The organism is Micromonospora sp. WMMD812 (assembly GCF_027497215.1).
In the GTDB taxonomy this organism is placed as follows: Bacteria; Actinomycetota; Actinomycetes; order Mycobacteriales; family Micromonosporaceae; genus Micromonospora.
Genome location: NZ_CP114904.1, coordinates 4,438,288 through 4,457,440, shown reverse-complemented (window position 1 = coordinate 4,457,440; position 19,153 = coordinate 4,438,288). Strand labels below are relative to the sequence as shown.

General features: G+C 72.5%; 17 protein-coding genes and 3 tRNA genes. 10 read left to right on the top strand and 10 right to left on the bottom strand.

Annotated features, from left to right (window positions below; all coding sequences use genetic code 11):
- Nucleotides 1-5: 5 nt before the first annotated feature.
- Nucleotides 6-713 carry a DUF2786 domain-containing protein gene (locus O7603_RS20525; protein ID WP_281571421.1) on the top strand — a complete coding sequence of 236 codons (708 nt, stop codon included), beginning with the start codon at nt 6-8 and terminating at the stop codon, nt 711-713.
- Nucleotides 714-849: 136 nt separating this feature from the next.
- Here the strand turns inward: O7603_RS20525 and O7603_RS20520 are convergent, their stop codons facing one another.
- Nucleotides 850-1,374 carry an SRPBCC family protein gene (locus tag O7603_RS20520; protein WP_281571420.1) on the bottom strand — a complete coding sequence of 175 codons (525 nt, stop codon included), beginning with the start codon at nt 1,372-1,374 and terminating at the stop codon, nt 850-852.
- 754 nt (nt 1,375-2,128) lie between these two features.
- Here O7603_RS20520 and O7603_RS20515 point away from each other — a divergent pair.
- Both O7603_RS20515 and O7603_RS20510 read left to right on the top strand, forming a co-directional pair.
- Nucleotides 2,129-3,139 carry a hypothetical protein gene (locus O7603_RS20515; RefSeq protein ID WP_281571419.1) on the top strand — a complete coding sequence of 337 codons (1,011 nt, stop codon included), beginning with the start codon at nt 2,129-2,131 and terminating at the stop codon, nt 3,137-3,139.
- A 308-nt stretch (nt 3,140-3,447) separates the two neighbouring features.
- A complete protein-coding gene (locus O7603_RS20510) occupies nt 3,448-3,915 on the top strand; it encodes a hypothetical protein (protein WP_281571418.1) in 468 nt (155 codons plus the stop codon).
- A gap of 54 nt (nt 3,916-3,969) precedes the next feature.
- Here O7603_RS20510 and O7603_RS20505 read toward each other — a convergent pair whose 3' ends face one another.
- From O7603_RS20505 to crtI, 8 genes are all read right to left on the bottom strand, one after another.
- The gene (locus O7603_RS20505; RefSeq protein ID WP_281571417.1) at nt 3,970-4,140 is read right to left on the bottom strand and encodes a hypothetical protein; all 171 of its coding nucleotides are present in this window, start codon (nt 4,138-4,140) and stop codon (nt 3,970-3,972) included.
- A 47-nt stretch (nt 4,141-4,187) separates the two neighbouring features.
- A tRNA-Phe gene (locus O7603_RS20500) sits at nt 4,188-4,261 on the bottom strand.
- A gap of 103 nt (nt 4,262-4,364) precedes the next feature.
- Nucleotides 4,365-4,438 (bottom strand) — tRNA-Asp (locus O7603_RS20495).
- A gap of 30 nt (nt 4,439-4,468) precedes the next feature.
- Nucleotides 4,469-4,541: transfer RNA gene (locus O7603_RS20490), tRNA-Glu, on the bottom strand.
- A 154-nt stretch (nt 4,542-4,695) separates the two neighbouring features.
- Nucleotides 4,696-5,490 carry a polysaccharide deacetylase family protein gene (locus tag O7603_RS20485; protein ID WP_281571416.1) on the bottom strand — a complete coding sequence of 265 codons (795 nt, stop codon included), beginning with the start codon at nt 5,488-5,490 and terminating at the stop codon, nt 4,696-4,698.
- 81 nt (nt 5,491-5,571) lie between these two features.
- Entirely contained in the window at nt 5,572-6,504 is a 933-nt protein-coding gene (locus O7603_RS20480; RefSeq protein ID WP_281571415.1) for a MerR family transcriptional regulator, read from the bottom strand.
- Nucleotides 6,494-7,099 (bottom strand): isopentenyl-diphosphate Delta-isomerase, encoded by a 606-nt coding sequence (gene idi, locus O7603_RS20475; RefSeq protein WP_281571414.1) that lies wholly within the window; start codon nt 7,097-7,099, stop codon nt 6,494-6,496. The genes O7603_RS20480 and idi overlap by 11 nt, the downstream gene beginning before the upstream one ends.
- Nucleotides 7,100-7,175: 76 nt before the next feature.
- Nucleotides 7,176-8,657, bottom strand: coding sequence for a phytoene desaturase family protein (gene crtI / locus O7603_RS20470; protein ID WP_281571413.1), 1,482 nt, complete (start codon nt 8,655-8,657; stop codon nt 7,176-7,178).
- 146 nt (nt 8,658-8,803) lie between these two features.
- Between crtI and O7603_RS20465 the strand changes: the two genes are divergently transcribed.
- Nucleotides 8,804-9,733 (top strand): phytoene/squalene synthase family protein, encoded by a 930-nt coding sequence (locus O7603_RS20465; RefSeq protein ID WP_281571412.1) that lies wholly within the window; start codon nt 8,804-8,806, stop codon nt 9,731-9,733.
- Nucleotides 9,734-9,776: 43 nt separating this feature from the next.
- On the opposite strand, the gene O7603_RS20460 is transcribed toward O7603_RS20465, so the two are convergent.
- Nucleotides 9,777-10,844, bottom strand: a complete 1,068-nt coding sequence (locus O7603_RS20460; protein WP_281571411.1) for a serine hydrolase domain-containing protein — start codon at nt 10,842-10,844, stop codon at nt 9,777-9,779.
- Nucleotides 10,845-10,937: 93 nt separating this feature from the next.
- On the opposite strand from O7603_RS20460, the gene O7603_RS20455 reads away from it, so the two are divergent.
- The 6 genes from O7603_RS20455 (at nt 10,938) to O7603_RS20430 (ending at nt 19,016) form a co-directional block, all read left to right on the top strand.
- Nucleotides 10,938-12,410 (top strand): NAD(P)/FAD-dependent oxidoreductase, encoded by a 1,473-nt coding sequence (locus O7603_RS20455; protein WP_281576749.1) that lies wholly within the window; start codon nt 10,938-10,940, stop codon nt 12,408-12,410.
- 88 nt (nt 12,411-12,498) lie between these two features.
- Complete coding sequence (locus tag O7603_RS20450) at nt 12,499-13,500, top strand: LacI family DNA-binding transcriptional regulator (RefSeq protein WP_281571410.1); 1,002 nt, start codon at nt 12,499-12,501, stop codon at nt 13,498-13,500.
- 444 nt (nt 13,501-13,944) lie between these two features.
- On the top strand, nt 13,945-15,324 hold the full coding sequence (locus O7603_RS20445; RefSeq protein ID WP_281571409.1) for an extracellular solute-binding protein: 1,380 nt from the start codon (nt 13,945-13,947) through the stop codon (nt 15,322-15,324).
- Nucleotides 15,325-15,405: 81 nt separating this feature from the next.
- The gene (locus O7603_RS20440) at nt 15,406-16,356 is read left to right on the top strand and encodes a sugar ABC transporter permease (RefSeq protein WP_281571408.1); all 951 of its coding nucleotides are present in this window, start codon (nt 15,406-15,408) and stop codon (nt 16,354-16,356) included.
- Between the two features lie 12 nt (nt 16,357-16,368).
- A complete protein-coding gene (locus O7603_RS20435) occupies nt 16,369-17,256 on the top strand; it encodes a carbohydrate ABC transporter permease (RefSeq protein WP_281571407.1) in 888 nt (295 codons plus the stop codon).
- Between the two features lie 104 nt (nt 17,257-17,360).
- Nucleotides 17,361-19,016, top strand: a complete 1,656-nt coding sequence (locus tag O7603_RS20430; RefSeq protein WP_281571406.1) for a glycoside hydrolase family 13 protein — start codon at nt 17,361-17,363, stop codon at nt 19,014-19,016.
- The last annotated feature ends 137 nt before the right edge of the window (nt 19,017-19,153 follow it).

The following is a 19,153-nucleotide window of genomic DNA, read 5'->3' as shown; positions in this document are numbered from 1 at the left end:
GTGTCATGTCCGAGGCCATGCTCAGCAAGGTCCGCAAGCTGCTGGCCCAGGCCGAGGATCCGGCCTGCACGGCCGCCGAGGCGGCGGCCTTCACCGCCAAGGCGACGGAGCTCATCGCCCGCTACGGAGTGGACCGGGCGCTGCTCGCGACCCGGGACCCGGCCAGCGACCCGGTCGGCGACCGGATCGTCGAGGTGGTCGCCCCGTACGCCCGGGACAAGGCCGGCCTGCTCGCCGCGGTCGCCGACCCGCTGCGCTGCCGCTGCGTACGCCGACCGCGCGGCAGCGGCTTCACGATGCACCTGTTCGGCTTCGCCAGCGACCTGGAACGGGTCGACCTGCTCTTCACCTCGCTGCTGGTGCAGGCGGCGCACGGGCTGGCCGGGGCGACCGTCCCGCCCGGCGAGCAGCCGGCCGCGTTCCGCCGCTCCTGGCTGGCCGGGTTCGCCCAGGTGATCGGAGCGCGGCTGCGGGCCGCCGAGGCTGCGGCGGCGACCGGTTCCGGTGCGCCGGGCGTCGCGCTGGTCCTCGCGGACCGGTCCGACCGGGTGCGGCTGCGGCTCGCCGAGGTCTATCCGCGACTGCGTACGGCGCCGCGCCGGCGGCTCGCCGGCAGCGGCTACGGGTCCGGGGCCGAGGCGGGCCGCCGGGCCGATCTCGGTGGCCCGGGGGTCGCCGCCGCCCCGGGCACGGACCGGCGCATCGGGCGCTGAGGCGGCAGGGCCGTCGCGTCGTTGCTCGGTCGCGGTCGAACCGGGCGACGGGCGGCGTCGCTGCCCGGGCCGGGCCCCGGCGGGACGACGGCCGTCGCCGTCGCCGTCGCCCGGTGGCCGGGTCGCGGCGCGCGGGTCAGCTCAGCGGCGGGTGGTGGCCGTCGACCGACGCGACGTAGCGGGAGAGCAGGTCGTGCCAGCCGGCGGTCAGCGCCTGCCGGTAGCCCTCGGCCGCCTCGCCGTGCCGGTCGAAGTGGCGGTGCTCCAGTTCCACCCGGGTCTGCTCCGGCTCCTCGGCGAGAAAGAGCACCTCGACCTCGCTGGCGCGGGCCGGGTCCGGCACCGGCACCCGGTCCGGCCCGATCTGCCAGGTGAAGACGAGCCGGCGGGGCGGGTCCCAGGTGAGCACCCGGCCCCAGTCGGCCCGGAAGCCGTAGGGGCCGATCTCGTAGAGCATGCCGCCGGAGCGGGGCTCCATCCCGAGCTCGGCGAGCGCCTCCGGCCCCGACCAGGTGTATTCGGTGACCCACCAGTCGGTCAGCGCCTCGGTGAAGACGGCGAACGCCCGCTCGGCGGGGGCGGGGACGAGGAGACCGCAGCGCAGCGAGAACCGGTCGAAGTCCTGCCGGATGTCCGCCGGATCGGCCATCTCCTGTCCCATAGGCCCGGACCATACCGGCTGATGCCCGAGTGTGCACCGGTGCGCACTGCCCGTTTCCGGACAGCCGTGGCGGGTCGTGGTCGCGGGCTCGTACGGGCCCGGATGGACGGTCCGCCGGGCCCGGCCGGGAGGGCGGGCGGGCACCCGGTGACCAGGGGCTCGCGGCGTTGGCGGCGGGGACCGATGGCCATGGGCCCGCGGCGTTGGCGGCAAGGGACCGGTGGCCGGAGTCCAGGAGTCGGCGGCGTTGGCGGGTATGGGGCCGCCGGCGGCTGTGTGGACAGGGCCCTGGCGCTGGCGGGTTGGGCCGACGGCGGCTGCGGGGTGAGGGCTCGGGGCGCTGGCGGGTAGGGACGGGGGCGGCTGCGGGGTGCGGGCTTGGGGCGCCGGCGGGTCGGGACGGGGACGGCTGTGCGGCGGCGGCCGGTGGGTAAGGGATGGCGGGCCGCAAAGCGGGTAGACGCGGCCGGTCGAGCCCGCTCACGCCGGGCCAGCGAGGGCGGGAGCGGGGCGGATGAGCGAGACCGAGTCGGGCCGGCGGGGTCAGTCGGGCCACAGCCAGCCGGGACCGCCTCCCGTCGGGTCGGACGAGGCCCGGCGCGCCCAGGGTCAGTCGAGCCGGGCTCGGCCGGGCGGCCGGGGCCTGACGCAGCCGGGGGAGGGCGGCGAGGGCTGGGGTCCCCAGGGCCGGCATGAGGTCCCGTCGGAGCGGCACGTCCGGAAGGGCCGGTGGCCGGCCGAGACGGAGCGGGGTGTGGCGCAGGAGGGTGAGCCGGACGTCGTGCTGGACGTGCCGGACCTGCATGTCGGTTCGATCCGGCTCGCGGTGGACGGGTTGGAGGCCGACCTGTCCGTTCGGGCGCGGCTGGCGAACCTGCTCGAGCTGGACGCCGGCGTCCGGGTCCGGCTGGAGAGCGTCGAGCTCGACCTCGACGACGTCCGCGCCGAGGCGCTGCTCGAGGTGCGGCTGGAACGGTTGATGGCGATCCTCGACCGGGCTCTGAGCACGATCGACCGGAACCCGCAGATTCTCGAGACGGTAAGGAACGCCGCCCAGGCCGCGCTGGACGACGCCGCCCAGGCCGCGCTGGACGACGCCGCGCAGGCCGCGCTGGGCGACGCCGACCAGGCCGTGCGGCAGGTGACCGGCAGCACGCAGAACCTCGGCAGCGCGGTGGACCAGCTCGGACAGCAGATCGGCTCGGTCACCGCGCAGGCCACCTACCCCGGGGAGGGTGTGCGCGGCGGCGCCGCCCAGCAGGCCGGCCCGGCCGCCCCAACGGCTCGCGGGACGGCACAACAAGCGGCCGGGGTGGCACAACCGGCGCCGCAGGGCCAGCAGCCGGGTCCGGGCGAGCGTCAACCCGGCCTGGGCGGCCAGAGCCAAGGCCAGCAGGGCGGCTCACCGGCCAGGTCAGTGAGCGGGACGGGCCAAGGCCGAGAGGGCCAGGGTCAGCGGGGTCAGGGCCGGGCGGAACAAGCCGCCCCGAGCGTCCAAGGCCCGCAGCCGGGCCAGGCTGGGCCGAGCCAGCCGACGGGGGGCCGACCGGCCCAGGGTCCGCAGGGCAAGCCGGGCGAGGGTCAGCCGGGCAAGCCGGGCGAAGGCGCGCCGGGTGAGCCGGGCGGTGGCGGCCCGAGTTGGCCGTTGCCGAGCCCGGGGGATCTCGCCGACCAGGCCGGGGAGGTGTTGCGGCAGGTCGGCCGGAGCGTGTGGGACGTGATCAGATCCGGCGTGGGGCAGCACGGACCGCAGTCCAAGCGCTGACGGGTCACGAGTTCCACAAGTCGGGGTGTCCGGCCGACCGGAGCCTCCCGACTTCCTGGATCCCGAGTCGATCAAGGCCGGGCAGGCGCGGCGAGAGCGTTCCAGGCAGCCGCGACGAGCACCGCGCCCAGCGCGGCCCCGGCCAGGGCCACCAGCACGGACAGGCCACGTCCCAGCCAGGTCACCATCGCCGCAGTATTGCAGGGGTCGATCGACAACATCGCGCAGGCAGGGCGGAGTGCCGGGATCGTCCAGCGGCGTGAACAGCGAACAGCAGGGGTGCCCACTCGCGGTGCACAATCCGCGGTGTGGGCGACTTCATCGTGTACCTCAACCCGACCAGCCTCACCTGGCAGCCGACCCAGGAAGCGGCCGAACGTACGGCGACCGAGGCCCGGATCCTGGCCGGCATTCCGCAGAACATCTACCCCAGCATCGCGGTGGAGTTCTTTCCTCGGATCACCGTGGCTCACCCGTTCGAGAACCTGGAGCGAATCGGATGCCCGCGATGCGGTGGCGAGATCGACGTCGAGTGGTTCGACCGACTGACCGATCTCAACGGGCCCTACCCAGATGGATTCGACGACCTGGCGACGACAGTGCCTTGCTGCGGTGATCTGGTCTCCCTCGCCGATCTCCACTACGACTGGCCGGTGGGGTTCTCCCGGTTCCGGATCACCCTCTGGAACCCGCAGCACGAGCTGACCGACGAACATCTGGCGAAGCTGTCGATGACGTTGGGCCACGAACTTCGCCTCATCCACGCCCATCCCTGAGCAGCGGTTCTCACCACCAGGAGGGCCAGACCCGCCAGGACCCGCATGCGGATGTCAGACGCCCGGTCCCCTCCTCCGGGTCCCCTGGACCGCAGCCTCGATGCGTAGCAGCGGGCCCGCGATCACCAGCAGCGCGCCCGCGGAAAGCAACTCGTCCTCGTATCCGCCGCCGACAAGGCCGCTGACGAAGATGCCGGCCCATGGGCTGAAAAGCAAGATCCCCACCCGCGTTTCCGCTGGTGGGGACCTCTGTAGCCCGGCGAAAGGCTATGTGGCCAGGGGCGGGGTCGAACCGCCGACCTTCCGATTTTCAGTCGGACGCTCGTACCAACTGAGCTACCTGGCCGGGTTGCTCGGACCATGCTACCCGGAGGGCGGATGATCCGCCGAGAGGGTCACCTGCTCCGATACACAGAACGCCGCGCATGTTCCGCGCGGCGTCAGCGCTGCGGTCCTGACGGGACTTGAACCCGCGACCTCCGCCTTGACAGGGCGGCGAGCACTCCAACTGCTCCACAGGACCTAGCTTTGTTGCTCCGGCTTGCGCCGGTCGTGCCCCCAACGGGATTCGAACCCGTGCTACCGCCTTGAAAGGGCGGCGTCCTGGGCCGCTAGACGATGAGGGCGGCCCCGCCATCATTGCACATCTGCAACGTCAAGCGGACTTGCTCCCATCCGGCCCCGCCGGAGGCTTGGAAAGCATACGTGATGCCCCGGCGGCCGACCAACCCGGTATGGCTCGAACCACAAGCACGCATAAATCCGCAGGTCAGGCCAGGTCTAGCGGAGCCGGGTGACGCCGAAGCGCCGCTTCAGCTCGGCGATCACCCTGGGGCACGCGGCGAAGGTGGCGGCGCGGTCGCCACCCCCGTCGTGCAGCAGCACGATGGATCCGGGCCTGACCGCCGTCAGCACCCGGTGGCTGATCGTCGCGGCGGGCGGCTTCGCCCAGTCCTGCGGGTCGACGCTCCAGTGCAGCGGGCGCATGCCGAGCTGCTTGGCGACCGCCACCACCTCGGGCGTCCACCGTCCGCCGGGCTGCCGGTAGAAGGTGATCGGCGCGCCGGGCGCGGCCGCCTGGATCGCCTTGTTCGTGCGGACCAGGTCGGCCCGGATCTCCGCCACCGGCAACCGGCCGAGGTCGACGTCGTGCCGCCAGCTGTGGTTGCAGAGCTGGTGCCCCTCGCGGACGATCCGCCGGACCAGCTCGGGGTGGCGCTGCACCTCCCGTCCCACCACACAGAAGGTCGCGGTGACCCGAGCGGCGCGCAACTGGTCGAGGATCTTCGGCGTCCAGGCCGGGCTCGGCCCGTCGTCGAAGGTCAGCGCGACCGTGCGGGCCCCGGTGGTGCGGCGCAGCCCGGCCGGCAGCGTGTTCGGGCGGGGGCGGACCGGTCGCCCCGTCGTGGCGGTGCGGGTCGGCCGCGGCGAGGCGGACGGCTTCGGGCTGGGCGGCGGGGCAGAGCTGGCCGGGGCAGGGCCGTCGTGGGCGACGACGGTGCCGCCCGGCTGGGCACAGCCGCCGAGGACCAGAACCAGACCCAGGGCGTACGCCAGCACGGCGCGGGCTTTCATCTGTTCGCTCCCGAAGGGGGGGTCGGGGTACGCGGACCACCCGACGCTAGTGGACGGCGTCAGGCATCGACACCCCCCGGGTCACCCCCGCGGTGGCTCGCCCACCGCGGCGGTCAGGGCGAGCGCCTCGGCGAGCCGCGTGGGCCGGACGACCCCGGCGGGCAACGCCTCGGCCGGCCAGCCGGGGCCGGCGGCGAGCACCAGCAGGGGGCGCCGGGGCGCGGCGAGCAGCGCGCTGAGCTGGGCCGGGTCGGCGGTGGTGGGGGTGTGCGACCAGAGCACCACGGCGGCCGGCCCGGTCCGGTTGACCGCCTCGAGCAGGGCCGGCACGGGCACCCGGGCGCCGAGCATCCGGTAGCCGACGCCGGCCTCCGCGAGCGCGGCCGCGAGCGCTTCCAGCGGCAGCGTGTGCTGTTCCTCGTCGGCGCAGGAGAGCAGGACCCGCGGTGGCCCGCCCGGGCTGGCGGCCCGGCTGACCGCGGCGAACGCCTCGGAGACACAGCGGGACATCAGATGCTCCACCTCGACCAGTCCCGCGGTCGCGGCGTGCCGCTCGCCGATCCCGGCCAGCACCGGCCGGAGCAGGTCGTCCCAGGTGGCGACCACCCCCTCGCCGGCCAGGGCACGCTCGATCGTCTCGCCGATCGCCGCGGAGTCCAGCCGCATGGCGGCCCGGGCCAGCCCGCGGGCGGCCGGTCCGGCCCGGCCGACCGGGATCGTCGCGCCGCCGCCGTCCCGGACGCCGGCCGATCGGGACCGGGCCAGGTCGTCGACGCCGACCGGTTCCGGTGCCTGGCGTGCCCAGCGGGCGGCCTCGGCCGGGCTGACCCCGTCGGCCGTCAGCCGTCGCATGATCTCCAACCGGGCCAGGTCGGTCGTCGTGTAGCGGCGGTGCTGACCGGGCACGTGCCGGCTGGGCCCGAGCCCGTAGCGCTGGTGCCAGGTGCGCAGAGTGGTCACCGCGACCCCGAGCCGGCGCGCCACCGCGCCCGCGCTCAGCGTCTCATCGGCCACCCGACCGCTCCGGCGCGTCATCGGCCGGCACGCCGGACGGAACCGCGGCAGGCCCCGCCGGGGCGGGGTGCAGCAGCCGGTTGACCACCCCGCCCAGCCAGGGCGAGTACGCCCGGGGGTCGGCGGCGAGGTCGGCTTCCAGGGCGGACGGCTCCACCCAGCGCAGTTCGGCCACCTCGGCCGGGTCGGGCAGCAGCGGCGCGCCGGGCCGGAACTCGCCCCGCAGGACGTGGTCGTACTCGAACTCGACCCGACCGGTGGTCGGGTCCTCGGCGTAGTAGACGTACACCCCGACCTCGGTCAGCTCGACCGGGCCGGCGCCGAGCTCCTCGCGCAGCCGCCGGTTCGCGGCCTCGGTCAGCGACTCGCCGGGCCCGGGGTGGCCGCAGCAGGAGTTGGCCCACCGCAGCGGGAAGCGGGTCTTGACGGCGGCCCGGCGCTGGAGCAGCACCTGCCCGTCCGGGTCCACCAGCATGACCGAGAACGCCCGGTGCAGCTGGCCCGGCGGCTGGTGGGCGGCCGCGACCGTGGTCTCGCCGTGGGCCCGCCCGCTCTCGTCGACCAGCTCGACGAGGTGCGCCTCGCGCTCGCTCATGCCGAGACCTCCCTGCGGTCGGCGTCGGCATGAGGCTCGACCGCGCTGTGCCTGATGACTCGCTCGCCGCGCTCGCTCATCGGATGCCTCCCGTGACCCGGCCGGCGGCCAGCTTGCCGGAGATGAGCACCATCGGCACGCCCACGCCGGGCTGGGTGCCCGAGCCGACGAACACCACGTTGGGTAGCGTCCGGTGCAGGTTGGCCGGGCGGAACGGCCCGGTCTGGAGGAAGCTGTGCGCCGCCGCGAACGGCGTGCCGGCGGCCATGCCCTGTGCCGCCCAGTCGGCCGGGGTGACCGTGCGCAGCACCTCGACGCCCGCGCCGAAGCCGACGTAGCCGCGTTCCTCGAGGGTGCCGATGAGCCGGTCGGCGTAGCGGCGGGAGAGGTCGCCGTGCCAGTCGAACGGCGCCCGGTCGAGGTTGGGCACCGGGGCGAGCACGTAGTAGGTGTGCCGGCCCGCCGGGGCCACCGACGGGTCGGTCCGGCTCGGGTTCGTGACCAGCAGCGACGGGTCGGACATCAGCTCACCGCGCCGGATGACCTCATCGAAGGTGCCCTTCCACGAGCGTCCGAAATGGATGTTGTGGTGGGCGATCCTCGCATACCCCTGACGCGATCCCACGTGCAGCACCACGCAGGACGGCGAGTAGGTGAGCCGGCGCCGCCGGCCGGGCGGCAGCAGGTCGCGGTAGGCGACCGGCAGGTCGGGGTTGAGCACCACGACGTCGGCCGGGACCAGCTCGCCGTCGGCGGTCAGCACGCCGATGGCCCGGCCGTTCGCCGTCCGCACCTGGGTGACCGTCGTGCCGTAGCGGATCTGCACGCCGTGCTTCTCCGCCGCGCCGGCCATGGCCCGGGAGACCGCGTGGACGCCGCCGCGGGGAAACCACACCCCGGCCACCGAGTCGAGGTACGCGATGACCGCGTAGATGGCGAGCGCGTCGTGCGGGGCGAGGCCGGCGTACATGGCCTGGAAGGAGAAGATCCGCTGGGTACGCGGGTCCCGGAAGAACTGCCCGATCTTCGTGTGCAGCCGCCGGAAGGCGCCGCTGGCCAGCAGCCGCAGCAGGTTGCCGGTGAGCAGGTCGGCCGGCGTGTCCAGGTTGCGCTCGATGAAGTCGGCGCGTTCGAGCTGCCACAGCCGGCGGGCGTACGCCACGAAGCGCAGGTAGCCGTCGGCCTCCCGCGGGCCGCACACCCGGGCGATCTCGGCGGCCATCCGGGCGGTGTCGGTGATGACGTCGAGCGTCGAGCCGTCCGGGTAGTGGGCGCGGTAGGCCGGGTCGAGCGGGGTGAGATCGAGCCAGTCGCCAAGCTCCTCGCCGACCGCGGCGAGCGCCTCGGCGATCAGCTCCGGCATGGTGAGCACCGTCGGGCCGGTGTCGAACTCGTAGCCGTCGACGCCCAACCGGCCGGCCCGGCCACCGGGCACCGGCTCGCGTTCCAGCACCGTCACCTGGCGCCCACTGCCGGCCAAGTGCAGCGCGCAGGCCAGGCCACCGAGGCCGGCGCCGACGACCACCACCCGGTCCGTACGCCCGTCCACCGTCCGCACGCGACCACCTCCTCGGGACAAGCCGCCCATCATGCCCGCCGGCGCGCCGTGGCGCTGCCCGCAACCGCATCGTTGGCCATGCGGCCGAGCGTACCTTAGAGTTACGAGTTGCGTCGATTGGTGCGTCGATACGTGAGGAGGGGCCGGTGGACACTGATCTCACCGCTGCCTACGACCGCTGCCGTGAGCTGCACCGACGCCACGGCCGCACCTACTATCTCGCCACCCGGCTGCTTCCCGCGTGGAAACGGCGACACGTCCACGCCCTCTACGGATTCACCCGGTACGCCGACGAGATCGTCGACCGCACGGACGACCTGCCCCCGGCCGAGCGCGCCACCCGGCTCGACGACTGGGCCGGCCGGTTCATGGCCGGCCTGCACGGCCAGCCGGTCGACGACCCGTTGCTTCCCGCCGTGCTGCACACCATCGCCGTCTTCGACCTCGACCGGGACGACTTCGCCGCGTTCCTCAAGAGCATGGCGATGGACCTGACCGTCAGCTCGTACCGGACGTACGCCCACCTGCTCGACTACATGGCGGGCTCGGCAGCCGCCATCGGCACGATGATGCTGCCGATCCTGGGCAGCATCGACCCGACCGCGGCCCGGGAACCGGCCCGGCAGCTCGGTCTCGCCTTCCAGCTCACGAATTTCATCCGCGACGTGGCGGAGGACCTGGAGCGAGGGCGGACGTACCTGCCGGACGAGGACATGGCGCGGTTCGGCGTCACCCGGCAGGCGCTGGCCGAGGCCCGCGACCGGGGCCGGGCCGCCCGGGAGATCCGCGAGCTGATCGCGTACGAGGTGACCCGGGCCCAGGCGCACTACGCGGCGGCGGCACCCGGGATCGCCCTGCTCGCGCCGGCCTCGCAGGCCTGCATGCGGACCGCGTACGCGCTCTACGGCGGCATCCTCGACGAGGTGGCCGCGCAGGACTACGACGTCTTCGCCCGCCGGGCCGTGGTCCCGCAGCGGCGCCGGCTCGCCGTGGCGGCCCGTGCCCTGCTCACGCCGAACGGAACGCCGGTGGACACCGTTCCGGGGCCGCCGGCGCCCCGGCCGACCGCGCCCTGACCGCCCGCGCCGCGACCGTCCGCGTCACCCGCGAGCCACCGGCTCAGAGGCAGGCGTGCAGCGCGTCGACCAGTGCCTCGACCCGGTCGAAGTCGGCCAGCCGGGCGGTCGCGTAGGCAAAGGTGTAGCCGCGGACCGGGTCGGCCCACCCGCAGCTGCCGCCGAGCCCGCCCATGCCCCAGCTGTCGTCCTCCTCCCGCTGCATGCCCAGCGTCCACCGGACCCGCCGGTCGAGCAGCAGGTCCGGACCGTCGTACTGGACCCGGGTCGCCTCGGCCACCAGCTCGGGGCTGAAGAGCCGGACGCCGTCCAGCGTGCCGCCGGCGAGCAGCCCGGCGTAGAGCCGTGCCAGCCCGGTCGCGGTGGCGTGCAGGTTGACGGCCGGCAGTTCGGCGCCGCGCCAGAGCGGGCTGTTGAGCACCGCCAGATCCAGCCCGCCCGCCGGGTTCGACACCGCCCGGGCTCGCAGCGATCCCGGTTCGCCGAGCATCCGGTCCGGCCAGCCGGCGTCGCCGTACGACAGGTCGGCGCAGCGGCGCTGATCCGTCGCGTCCAGCCCGAAGCCCAGGTCCAGCCGCCACGGGCCGGCGATCTCGTCGGCCAGGAACCGCCCCACCGACCGGCCGTCCACCCGCCGGACCAGCTCGCCCACCAGGTGCCCGTACGTCCAGGCGTGCTCGCCGGCGACGGTCCCCGGCTCCCACTCCGGCTCGGCGGCGGCCAGGTCCCCGGCGAGCAGGTCCCAGTCGGCGATCGCGGTCGCCGGCCGGGGCACCGGGAAGGTCGGCAGCCCGGCGGTGTGCTCGAGTACCTGGCGGACCGTGGCCGGGGCGCGGAACCCGGGCCAGTGCGCGGCGACCGGGTCGTCCAGCCCGACCCGGCCCCGGTCCACCAGCAGCAACAGGCAGAGCGCGGCCACCGGCTTGCCGACCGAGTAGACGTTGACCAGCGTGTCGGCCCGCCATGGCCGGCCCGGCGACCGCTCGCCGCCGACGAGGTCCACCACCGGTGTGCCGTCGTACCAGATCGCGAGGCCGGCCCCGGTCTCCCGCCCGCCAGCGAACAGGTCATGGAAGCGGTCGTGGACGGCGGCGAAGCGGGTGTCGTGCATCCGGCCAGGGTAGGCGCTCCGCTCCGAACGGGCCGGTGACTTTGCCCCGGCTGGCTGGCCCGACGGCGTCCGCTGGGAGATGCTGTTCGAGTGGTGGAGCCGGAGCAGGTTGACGTTGTCGTGGTCGGGCTCGGCGTCGGGGGCGAGGAGGTGGCCGGGCGGCTCGCCGAGGCCGGGCTGAGCGTCGTCGGCATCGAGCGGGACCTGGTCGGCGGGGAGTGCCCCTACTGGGGGTGCATTCCGAGCAAGATGATGATCAGGGCGGCGAACGCCCTCGCCGAGGCGCGCCGGGTCGACGGCCTCGCCGGCACCGCCGAGGTGCGGCCGGACTGGGCGCCGGTGGCCAAGCGGATCCGTGAGGAGGCGACCGACACCTGGGACGACCGGGTGGCGGTCGAGCGCTTCACCGGGCGGGGTGGCCGGTTCGTCCGGGGCAGCGGTCGGCTGGACGGGCCCGGCCGGGTCCGGGTCGGCGACCAGGTGTTCCAGGCCCGGTACGGCGTGGTGCTGGGCACCGGCAGCCGGGCGGCGGTGCCACCGATCGACGGGTTGGCCGACACCCCGTACTGGACCAACCACCAGGCGATCGAGGTCGAGGAGTTGCCGGAGTCGCTGCTGGTGCTCGGCGGTGGTGCGATCGGGCTGGAGCTGTCCCAGGTCTTCGCCCGGTTCGGGGTGCGGGTCACCATCGTCGAGGCGATGGACCGGGTGCTCGCCGTCGAGGAGCCGGAGTCGTCCGAGGTGGCCGCCGCGGCGCTGCGCGCGGACGGGGTGGAGATCCACACCGGGGTGCGGGCGGAGCGGGTCGAGCACGACGGGCAGCGGTTCACGGTCCGCGCCTCCGGCGGCGCCGAGTTCACGGCCGAGCGACTGCTGGTGGTGACGGGCCGCCGGGCTCACCTGGAGGAGTTGGGGCTGGACACCGTCGGGGTGGACGCCGGTCAGCGCTTCCTCCCGGTCGACGACCGGATGCGGGTCGTCGACGACATCTGGGCGGTGGGCGACGTGACCGGCGAGGGCGCGTTCACCCACATCGCGATGTACCAGGCGGCGATCGTGATCGCCGATGTCCTGGACCGGACCCGGCACGCGCGGGCCGGTGCGGACCCGAGCGGTGCCGCGAGCGTGGTCGGCGGCGCCATGGGCGCGGCCAGCCGGCTCAGCGCCAGCGGGTCGAGCGGCTCGGCCGGCACCGTGCCGCGCGCCGACTACCGCGCGCTGCCCCGGGTCACCTTCACCGACCCGGAGGTGGGCGCGGTGGGCCTGACCGAGCAGCAGGCCCGGGACCGGGGGATCAACGTCCAGGTGGGTTTCACCAAGCTGAGCACCTCGACCCGGGGCTGGATCCACGGCGTCGGCGACGAGGGCTTCATCAAACTCGTCGCGGACGCCGACCAGGGGGTGCTGATCGGGGCGACCTCGGCCGGGCCCGCCGGCGGCGAGGTGCTGTCCGGGCTGGTGGTCGCCGTGCACGCGGCGGTGCCGCTCAGCCAACTTCGGCACATGATCTACGCGTACCCGACCTTCCACCGGGCGATCGAGGACGCGCTGCGCAATCTCCACTGACCGGGCAACCGCAGACCTGACGGTCGCCTGACGTCGGACGGCAGCAGGCTGTTCAGTTCTTGCAGCTACCTGGCATACGATTGCGGCCGTGACGAAGCGGTTGACCGAAGTTGCCAAGAAGGCGGGCGTCAGCGAGGCCACCGTCAGCCGGGTGCTCAACGGCCGGGACGGGGTCTCCGAGGCGACCCGGACGGCGGTGCTGACCGCGCTCGACGTGCTCGGCTACGAGCGGCCGACCAAGCTGCGCGGTGAGCGTGCCCGGCTGGTCGGGCTGGTGCTGCCGGAGCTGCAGAACCCGATCTTCCCGGCGCTCGCCGAGGTGGTCACCGGCTCCCTCGCCCAGCGGGGGTTCACCCCGGCGCTCTGCGCCCGGACCATCGGTGGCGTCTCGGAGATGGACTACGTGGAGATGCTCCTCGACCACCAGGTCTCCGGGGTGATCTTCGCCGGCGGCTCGTACGCGCTCGCCGACGCCCGGCACGACCACTACCGCCGGCTGACCGACCGGGGCCTGCCGGTGGTGCTGGTCAACGCGGGTGTGGACGAGTTGGGCTTCCCCCGGGTCTCCACCGACGACGCGGTGGCGGTCGAGCAGGCGTACGGGCACCTGCGCTCACTCGGGCACGACCGGATCGGGATGGTGCTCGGCCCGGAGGGGCACGTGCCGTCCAGACGCAAGCTGAACGCGATGATCCAGGCGGCGGGCTGGGCCGACGACAGCGAGTTCGTCGAGCGTTCGAGCTTCTCGATGGAAGGGGCACGGGTCGCCGCGACCAAGCTGGTCGAGCGGGGCGTGACCGGCATCATCTGCGCCAGTGACGTGCTGGCCCTGGGCACGATCCGGGCCGCCCGGCGGCTGGGCCGTGCGGTGCCGACCGACGTGTCGGTCGTGGGCTTCGACGACTCCGCGTTCATGACCTGCACCGACCCGCCGTTGACCACCGTGCGGCAGCCGATCGAGACGATGGGGCAGGCCGCGGTGGACCTGCTGGTCACCCAGATCGAGGGGGCCGGCGTGCTGCACGACGAGTTGCTGTTCGAGCCCGAACTGGTGGTACGCGGCTCCACCGCGCCCGCCCCCGGCCGCTGACGAGGGGCCGCGGCGCCACCACCCTCGGCCGCTGACCCGGGTTCACCCGGTCCGCCCCGGTAACCGAACGACGCCTCCGGCCGTCGACCGCTGTTCGCGGTCGGCGGCCGTTTCGTCGTTGCCGATGCCGCACCATTCCGTCCCTGGTCAGCCGGTCAGCATCGCTGGCGGACTGGGCGTCAAAAATGGGCAAAGCTCCATCAATCAGGCCGGGAAGCACGCTCCTGTCAAGATCTGCCGTCATCAAGTCGTGTCTTTTCAAAACAGGATCGATACCTTGCCGAAAGGTGTCGCCCTCGTTACAGTGACTCCACTCACACCGAGCCCCCACGCAACTACCGGGGGTCAGGTCGCATCGCATAGATCACGCAGCAGGCATCGCGGTGGCGATCACCGCAGTTCAGCGAAGGTCATGGAGACACCCGTTCCCGAAGGGATGGACAGATGTCCGTACCGCAGTACCGGAAGGCTGCGGCGCTAGCGCTCGTGGCCGGCCTGGGGCTCAGCCTTATGGCGTGCTCCACGAAGAGCGACGACTCGTCGAACGAGGCAGGCGGCAAGGTCACCATCACCGTCGACTGCCAGCCGGTCGGCTCCCAGAAAGAGCTGCTGAAGAACTGGAACGACGACGTCGTCGAGTTCCAGCGGCAGAACCCCGACATCGTCATCAAGAGCGTCAGCGTCGGCGAGCAGTGCAACAACCCGCCGGACTTCACCGCGCGCCTCTCCGGCGGCACGGTGACCGACGTGTTCTACGGGTACATGACCGATCTCCAGCAGGTGCTCGACTCCGGTCAGGCGATGGACATCACCGAGTTCGCCAACAAGGACTCCGTCCCGACCTGGGACAGCGTCGACCCGGCGCTCAAGCAGGTCTTCACCGACAACGGCAAGCTCTACGCCGTCCCGGTGAAGAACTACTCGATGGGCCTGGTCTACAACAAGGTGCTGTTCCAGCAGGCGGGGCTCGACGTGAACAACCCGCCCAAGACCTGGGCCGAGGTCCGGGACGCCGCCAAGAAGATCTCCGCGCTCGGCAACGGGATCGCCGGCTACTCGGAGTACAGCGCCGGCAACACCGGAGGTTGGCACTTCACCTCCCTGCTCTACTCGCAGGGTGGCCAGGTGCTGACCCCGGACGGCAAGAAGGCCGACTTCAACAACGCGATGGGCAAGCAGGTCCTGCAGAACCTCAAGGACATGCGGTACGGCGACAACAGCATGGGCAGCCGCCAGCTGCTCCAGTGGGGTGACCTGCTGACCAACGCCGCCGCGGGCAAGGTCGGCATGTTCATCGGCGCGCCGGACGCCACCCAGGCGATCGTCAGCCAGTTCCAGGGCAAGTTCCAGGACTGGGCGATGGGCCCGCTGCCCGGCCAGGACGGCCCGGCGAAGGCGACGCTCGGTGGCGGCGAGGGCTACTTCTTCAAGAAGGGCCTCACCCCCGAGCAGGTCAAGGCCGGTCTGAAGTGGATCGCGTACCAGAAGCTGACGCCGGGCAAGGGCCAGTTCGACTACGTCCGGGCCAAGCCGCAGAACTACCCGGTCGGCCTGCCCCAGCCGCTGCTCTTCGCCAACGGCAGCGACGCGCAGAAGCAGGAGCTCGAGCTGCGCAAGGCGAACGCGAACGTCGACACCGCCAACTTCGCGATCTTCGAGGCGAACCCGATCACGATCAAGGGTGAGCCGCGCAACGCGCAGGCGATCTACGCGGTGCTCGACGCGGCGATGTCCGGGGTGTTGACGAACCCGAACGCGAACATCGACGCGCTCCTCAAGACGGCCGAGGACAAGGTCAACCAGCTCCTCGCGGCCGAGAGCTGATCCGACGGTGTGGGGGCCGGCACGCCGGCCCCCACACCATCCGCACCGCACCGTCCGGTCACCGACTCACCAGGAGTTGCCTTGGCGATCACCACCGCCCCGGGGAGCGTCAGAGAAGCGGGTCGCCCCGCCTCCCCGGCCGGGCCGCAGCGTACGAGCCTCGGCCGCAAGGTACGGGACAACCTCACCGGGCACGCGTTCCTGATCGGTGCCGTGCTCTGCTTCGTCGTCTTCTCCTGGTACCCGATGGTCCGCGGCATCGTCATGAGCTTCCAGCGGACCCGGCGCGGCGAGACCACCTGGGTGGGCTGGGACAACTACCTCCGGATCATCGACGACCCCAGCTTCTGGACCGCCTGGAAGAACACGTTCTACTTCACGGTCCTCGCCCTCGTCCTCGGCTACGCGGTGCCGTTCTTCGTGGCGATCCTGCTGAACGAGTTCCGCCACGCCAAGGGTTACCTGCGGATCCTGGTCTACCTGCCGGTGATGCTGCCGCCGGCCTCGGCGCTCTTCCTCTTCAAGTTCTACGCGTACGACCCCAGCGAGGCGGGACTCTTCAACGCGATCCTCAAGGCGCTGCACCTGCCGACCTCGCAGTGGATGCAGTCCCCCGAGATGACGATGCCGGCGATGGTGATCGCGTCGACCTGGATGAACATGGGCAGCGCGGTGCTGATCTACCTGGCGGCGCTGCAGAACATCCCCGGTGAGCTCTACGAAGCGGCCGAGCTGGACGGCGCCGGGATCTGGCGGCGGATCCGACACGTGACCATCCCGCAGACCCGGCTGATCCTCGCGCTCCTGGCCATGCTGCAGATCGTCGCCACGATGCAGCTCTTCATCGAGCCCCTGATCCTCGCCAACGGCGCGGGTGCGGAGGACTCGGCGACCTCGGTCGCGTACCTCATCTACCAGCACGGATTCTTCCAGAACGACCTCAACGGCGCCGCCGCGCTCGGCGTGATCATGCTCGTGGTGCTGGCCGGCTTCTCCGCCGTCTACGTGCGGCTGACCGCGAAACAGGACTAGGACGGACGATCCATGGCACAGGACTCCGGGACCCGGACCCTCATCTCCCACGCCCAGCTCCGGCGGGGGCGCGGCAAGGTGATCTACTGGACGCTGCTCGCCGTCGTCGTGCTGGGGTTCACGCTCGTCTTCCTCGGGCCGCTCTACTGGATGGTCACCGGCGCGCTCAAGTCCGGCCAGGAGATCGCGCAGACCCCGCCGTCGCTGTTTCCGCAGGATCCGCAGTGGCAGAACTACGTCGACGCGTGGAACAACCTGGACCTCGCCAAGCTGCTGTTCAACACCTTCTACTACGCGACCGGCGCGGTGCTGTTCCAACTCGTGTTCGACACCGCCGCGGCGTACTCCCTGTCGAAGCTCCGACCGATCTTCGGCAACGTGATCCTCGGCCTGATGCTGGCGACGTTGATGATTCCGGCGATGGTCCTCATCGTCCCGCAGTACGTGACCGTGATCGACCTGCCGATCCTGCACATCAACCTGCTCGACTCGCCGTTCGCGATCTGGCTGCCCCTGGTCGCCAACGCGTTCAACATCTTCCTGCTGAAGCGGTTCTTCGACTCGATCCCGGAGGACCTGATGGCGGCGGCCCTCATGGACGGGGCGACGCCGCTGCGGACGCTCTGGTCGATCATCCTGCCGATGTCGCGCCCCATCCTCGGCGTGGTCTCGATCTTCGCCGTGACGGCGGTCTGGAAGGACTTCCTCTGGCCGAAGCTGGTCATGCCGTCGCCCGAGACCCGGACGGTCAGCGTCGGCATCTACGCCTTCTCCGGTGGCACGCCGATGAACGTGGTGGTCGCCGCGTCGGTGATCGCCGCGATCCCGACCGTGATCGTCTTCCTGATCTTCCAGCGCAACATCATGTCCGGCCTGACCACCGGCAGCCTCAAGGGATGACCCCACCGGCGTAACCTCCCGCGCGGCGACCAACGACCGTTCGCCCCGACAGACATTCAGGTCTGGCGGAATCGCCGACGTACCGACGCAGAAAGCAGGTGCTCGTGTCCACAGCAGACGACAGTCCGTGGTGGCGTGGAGCGGTGATCTACCAGGTGTATCCGCGTAGCTTCGCCGACGGCAACGGCGACGGGATCGGCGACATCGCCGGCATCCGGTCCCGGCTGGACCACCTGGCGGCGCTGGGAGTTGACGCGATCTGGTTCAGCCCCTGGTACCCCTCCCCGATGGCCGACGCCGGCTACGACGTGGCCGACTACCGCGACATCGACCCGGTCTTCGGTACGCTGGCCGAGGCGGAGGCGCTGATCGCCGAGGCGCACGCGCTCGGCATCAGGACCATCGTCGACGTGGTGCCCAACCACTGCTCCGACGCGCACCCCTGGTTCCAGGCGGCGCTGGCCGGCGGCCCGGACGCGCCCGAGCGGGAACTGTTCTGGTTCCGTCCCGGCCGTGGCCCGGACGGATCGCAGAAGCCCACCGACTGGGTATCGCCGTTCGCCGGCGACACCTGGACCCGGACGACCAACCCGGACGGCACGCCGGGTGACTGGTACCTGCACCTCTTCGCCCCCGAGCAGCCCGACTTCAACTGGGACCACCCCCGGGTGCGCGCCGAGTTCGAGGACATCCTGCGGTTCTGGTTCGACCGGGGTGTGGACGGCATCCGGATCGACTCCGCGGCGATGCTCGCCAAGGACCCGACGCTGCCCGAGGCGCCGCCGGACGGCCCGAGCCCGTTCGTCGACGTGGAGGCGGTGCACGAGATCTACCGGAGTTGGCGGCGGATCGCCGACGGCTATCCCGGCCAGCGGGCCCTGATCGGCGAGGTGTGGCTGCCCGACCACCAGCGCTTCGCCAACTACCTGCGCCCGGACGAACTGCACGCGGCGTTCAACTTCGACTTCCTCGGCTGCGCCTGGGACGCCGACGCGTTGCGCACCTGCATCGACACCACGCTTGCCGCGCACAGCCTGGTCAACGCCCCGGCCACCTGGGTGCTCTCGAACCACGACGTCACCCGGCACGTCACCCGCTACGGCCGGGAGGACACCACCTTCAGCTTCCTGGCCAAGCGCGAGGGCACCCCCACCGACCTGGAGCTGGGCACCCGCCGGGCCCGGGCCGCCGCGCTGCTCTCCCTCTCCCTGCCCGGCGCCGCGTACGTCTACCAGGGCGAGGAGTTGGGCCTCTGGGAGGTCGAGGACATCCCGCGCGAACTGCGGCAGGACCCGATGTTCTTCCGCTCCGGCGGGGTCGACCCCGGCCGGGACGGCTGCCGCGTCCCGCTTCCCTGGACCGGCGAGGCGCCGCCGTACGGCTTCAGCCCCGACGACGCGACGGCTGCCCCCTGGCTGCCGCAGCCCGCCGACTGGAAGGACCGCACGGCCCGCGCCCAGACCGGCGACGGCCGTTCGATGCTGGAGCTGTACCGGTCTGCGATCGCCGTCCGCCGGGCCGACCCCGCGCTTGGCGACGGTGAGATGACCTGGCTGCCCGCCCCGGAGGGCGTGCTCGCCTACCACCGCTCGCCCGGCTTCACCTGCCTGGTCAACCTGTCGAGCGTGGCGGTGCCGCTGCCGCCGCACGCCGAGCGGCTGCTCGCCAGCGGGCCGCTCGACGACGACCTGCTCCCGCCGGACACCGCCGTCTGGCTGCGTACCGCCGAACCGACGGACGTCGACGTCTCCACCACCTGACGTGCGGGGTGGGGCCCCGCCCGCCGATCGGGGCCCCACCCCGCGCCCGCCCCACCCCGCACCGCCGCACCGGCACCACCCCCGCACTGCCGCACCGGCACCACCCGCACCACCGCACACGCTTCTCCACGTCCCCC

Excerpts from the sequence above, each read along its gene's own strand:
- O7603_RS20525 (WP_281571421.1), top strand. The coding sequence starts at position 6 with ATGTCCGAGGCCATGCTCAGCAAGGTCCGCAAGCTGCTGGCCCAGGCC.
- O7603_RS20520 (WP_281571420.1), bottom strand. The coding sequence starts at position 1,374 with ATGGGACAGGAGATGGCCGATCCGGCGGACATCCGGCAGGACTTCGAC.
- O7603_RS20485 (WP_281571416.1), bottom strand. The coding sequence starts at position 5,490 with ATGAAAGCCCGCGCCGTGCTGGCGTACGCCCTGGGTCTGGTTCTGGTC.
- idi (WP_281571414.1), bottom strand. The coding sequence starts at position 7,099 with ATGAGCGAGCGCGAGGCGCACCTCGTCGAGCTGGTCGACGAGAGCGGG.
- O7603_RS20460 (WP_281571411.1), bottom strand. The coding sequence starts at position 10,844 with ATGCACGACACCCGCTTCGCCGCCGTCCACGACCGCTTCCATGACCTG.
- O7603_RS20445 (WP_281571409.1), top strand. The coding sequence starts at position 13,945 with ATGTCCGTACCGCAGTACCGGAAGGCTGCGGCGCTAGCGCTCGTGGCC.
- O7603_RS20435 (WP_281571407.1), top strand. The coding sequence starts at position 16,369 with ATGGCACAGGACTCCGGGACCCGGACCCTCATCTCCCACGCCCAGCTC.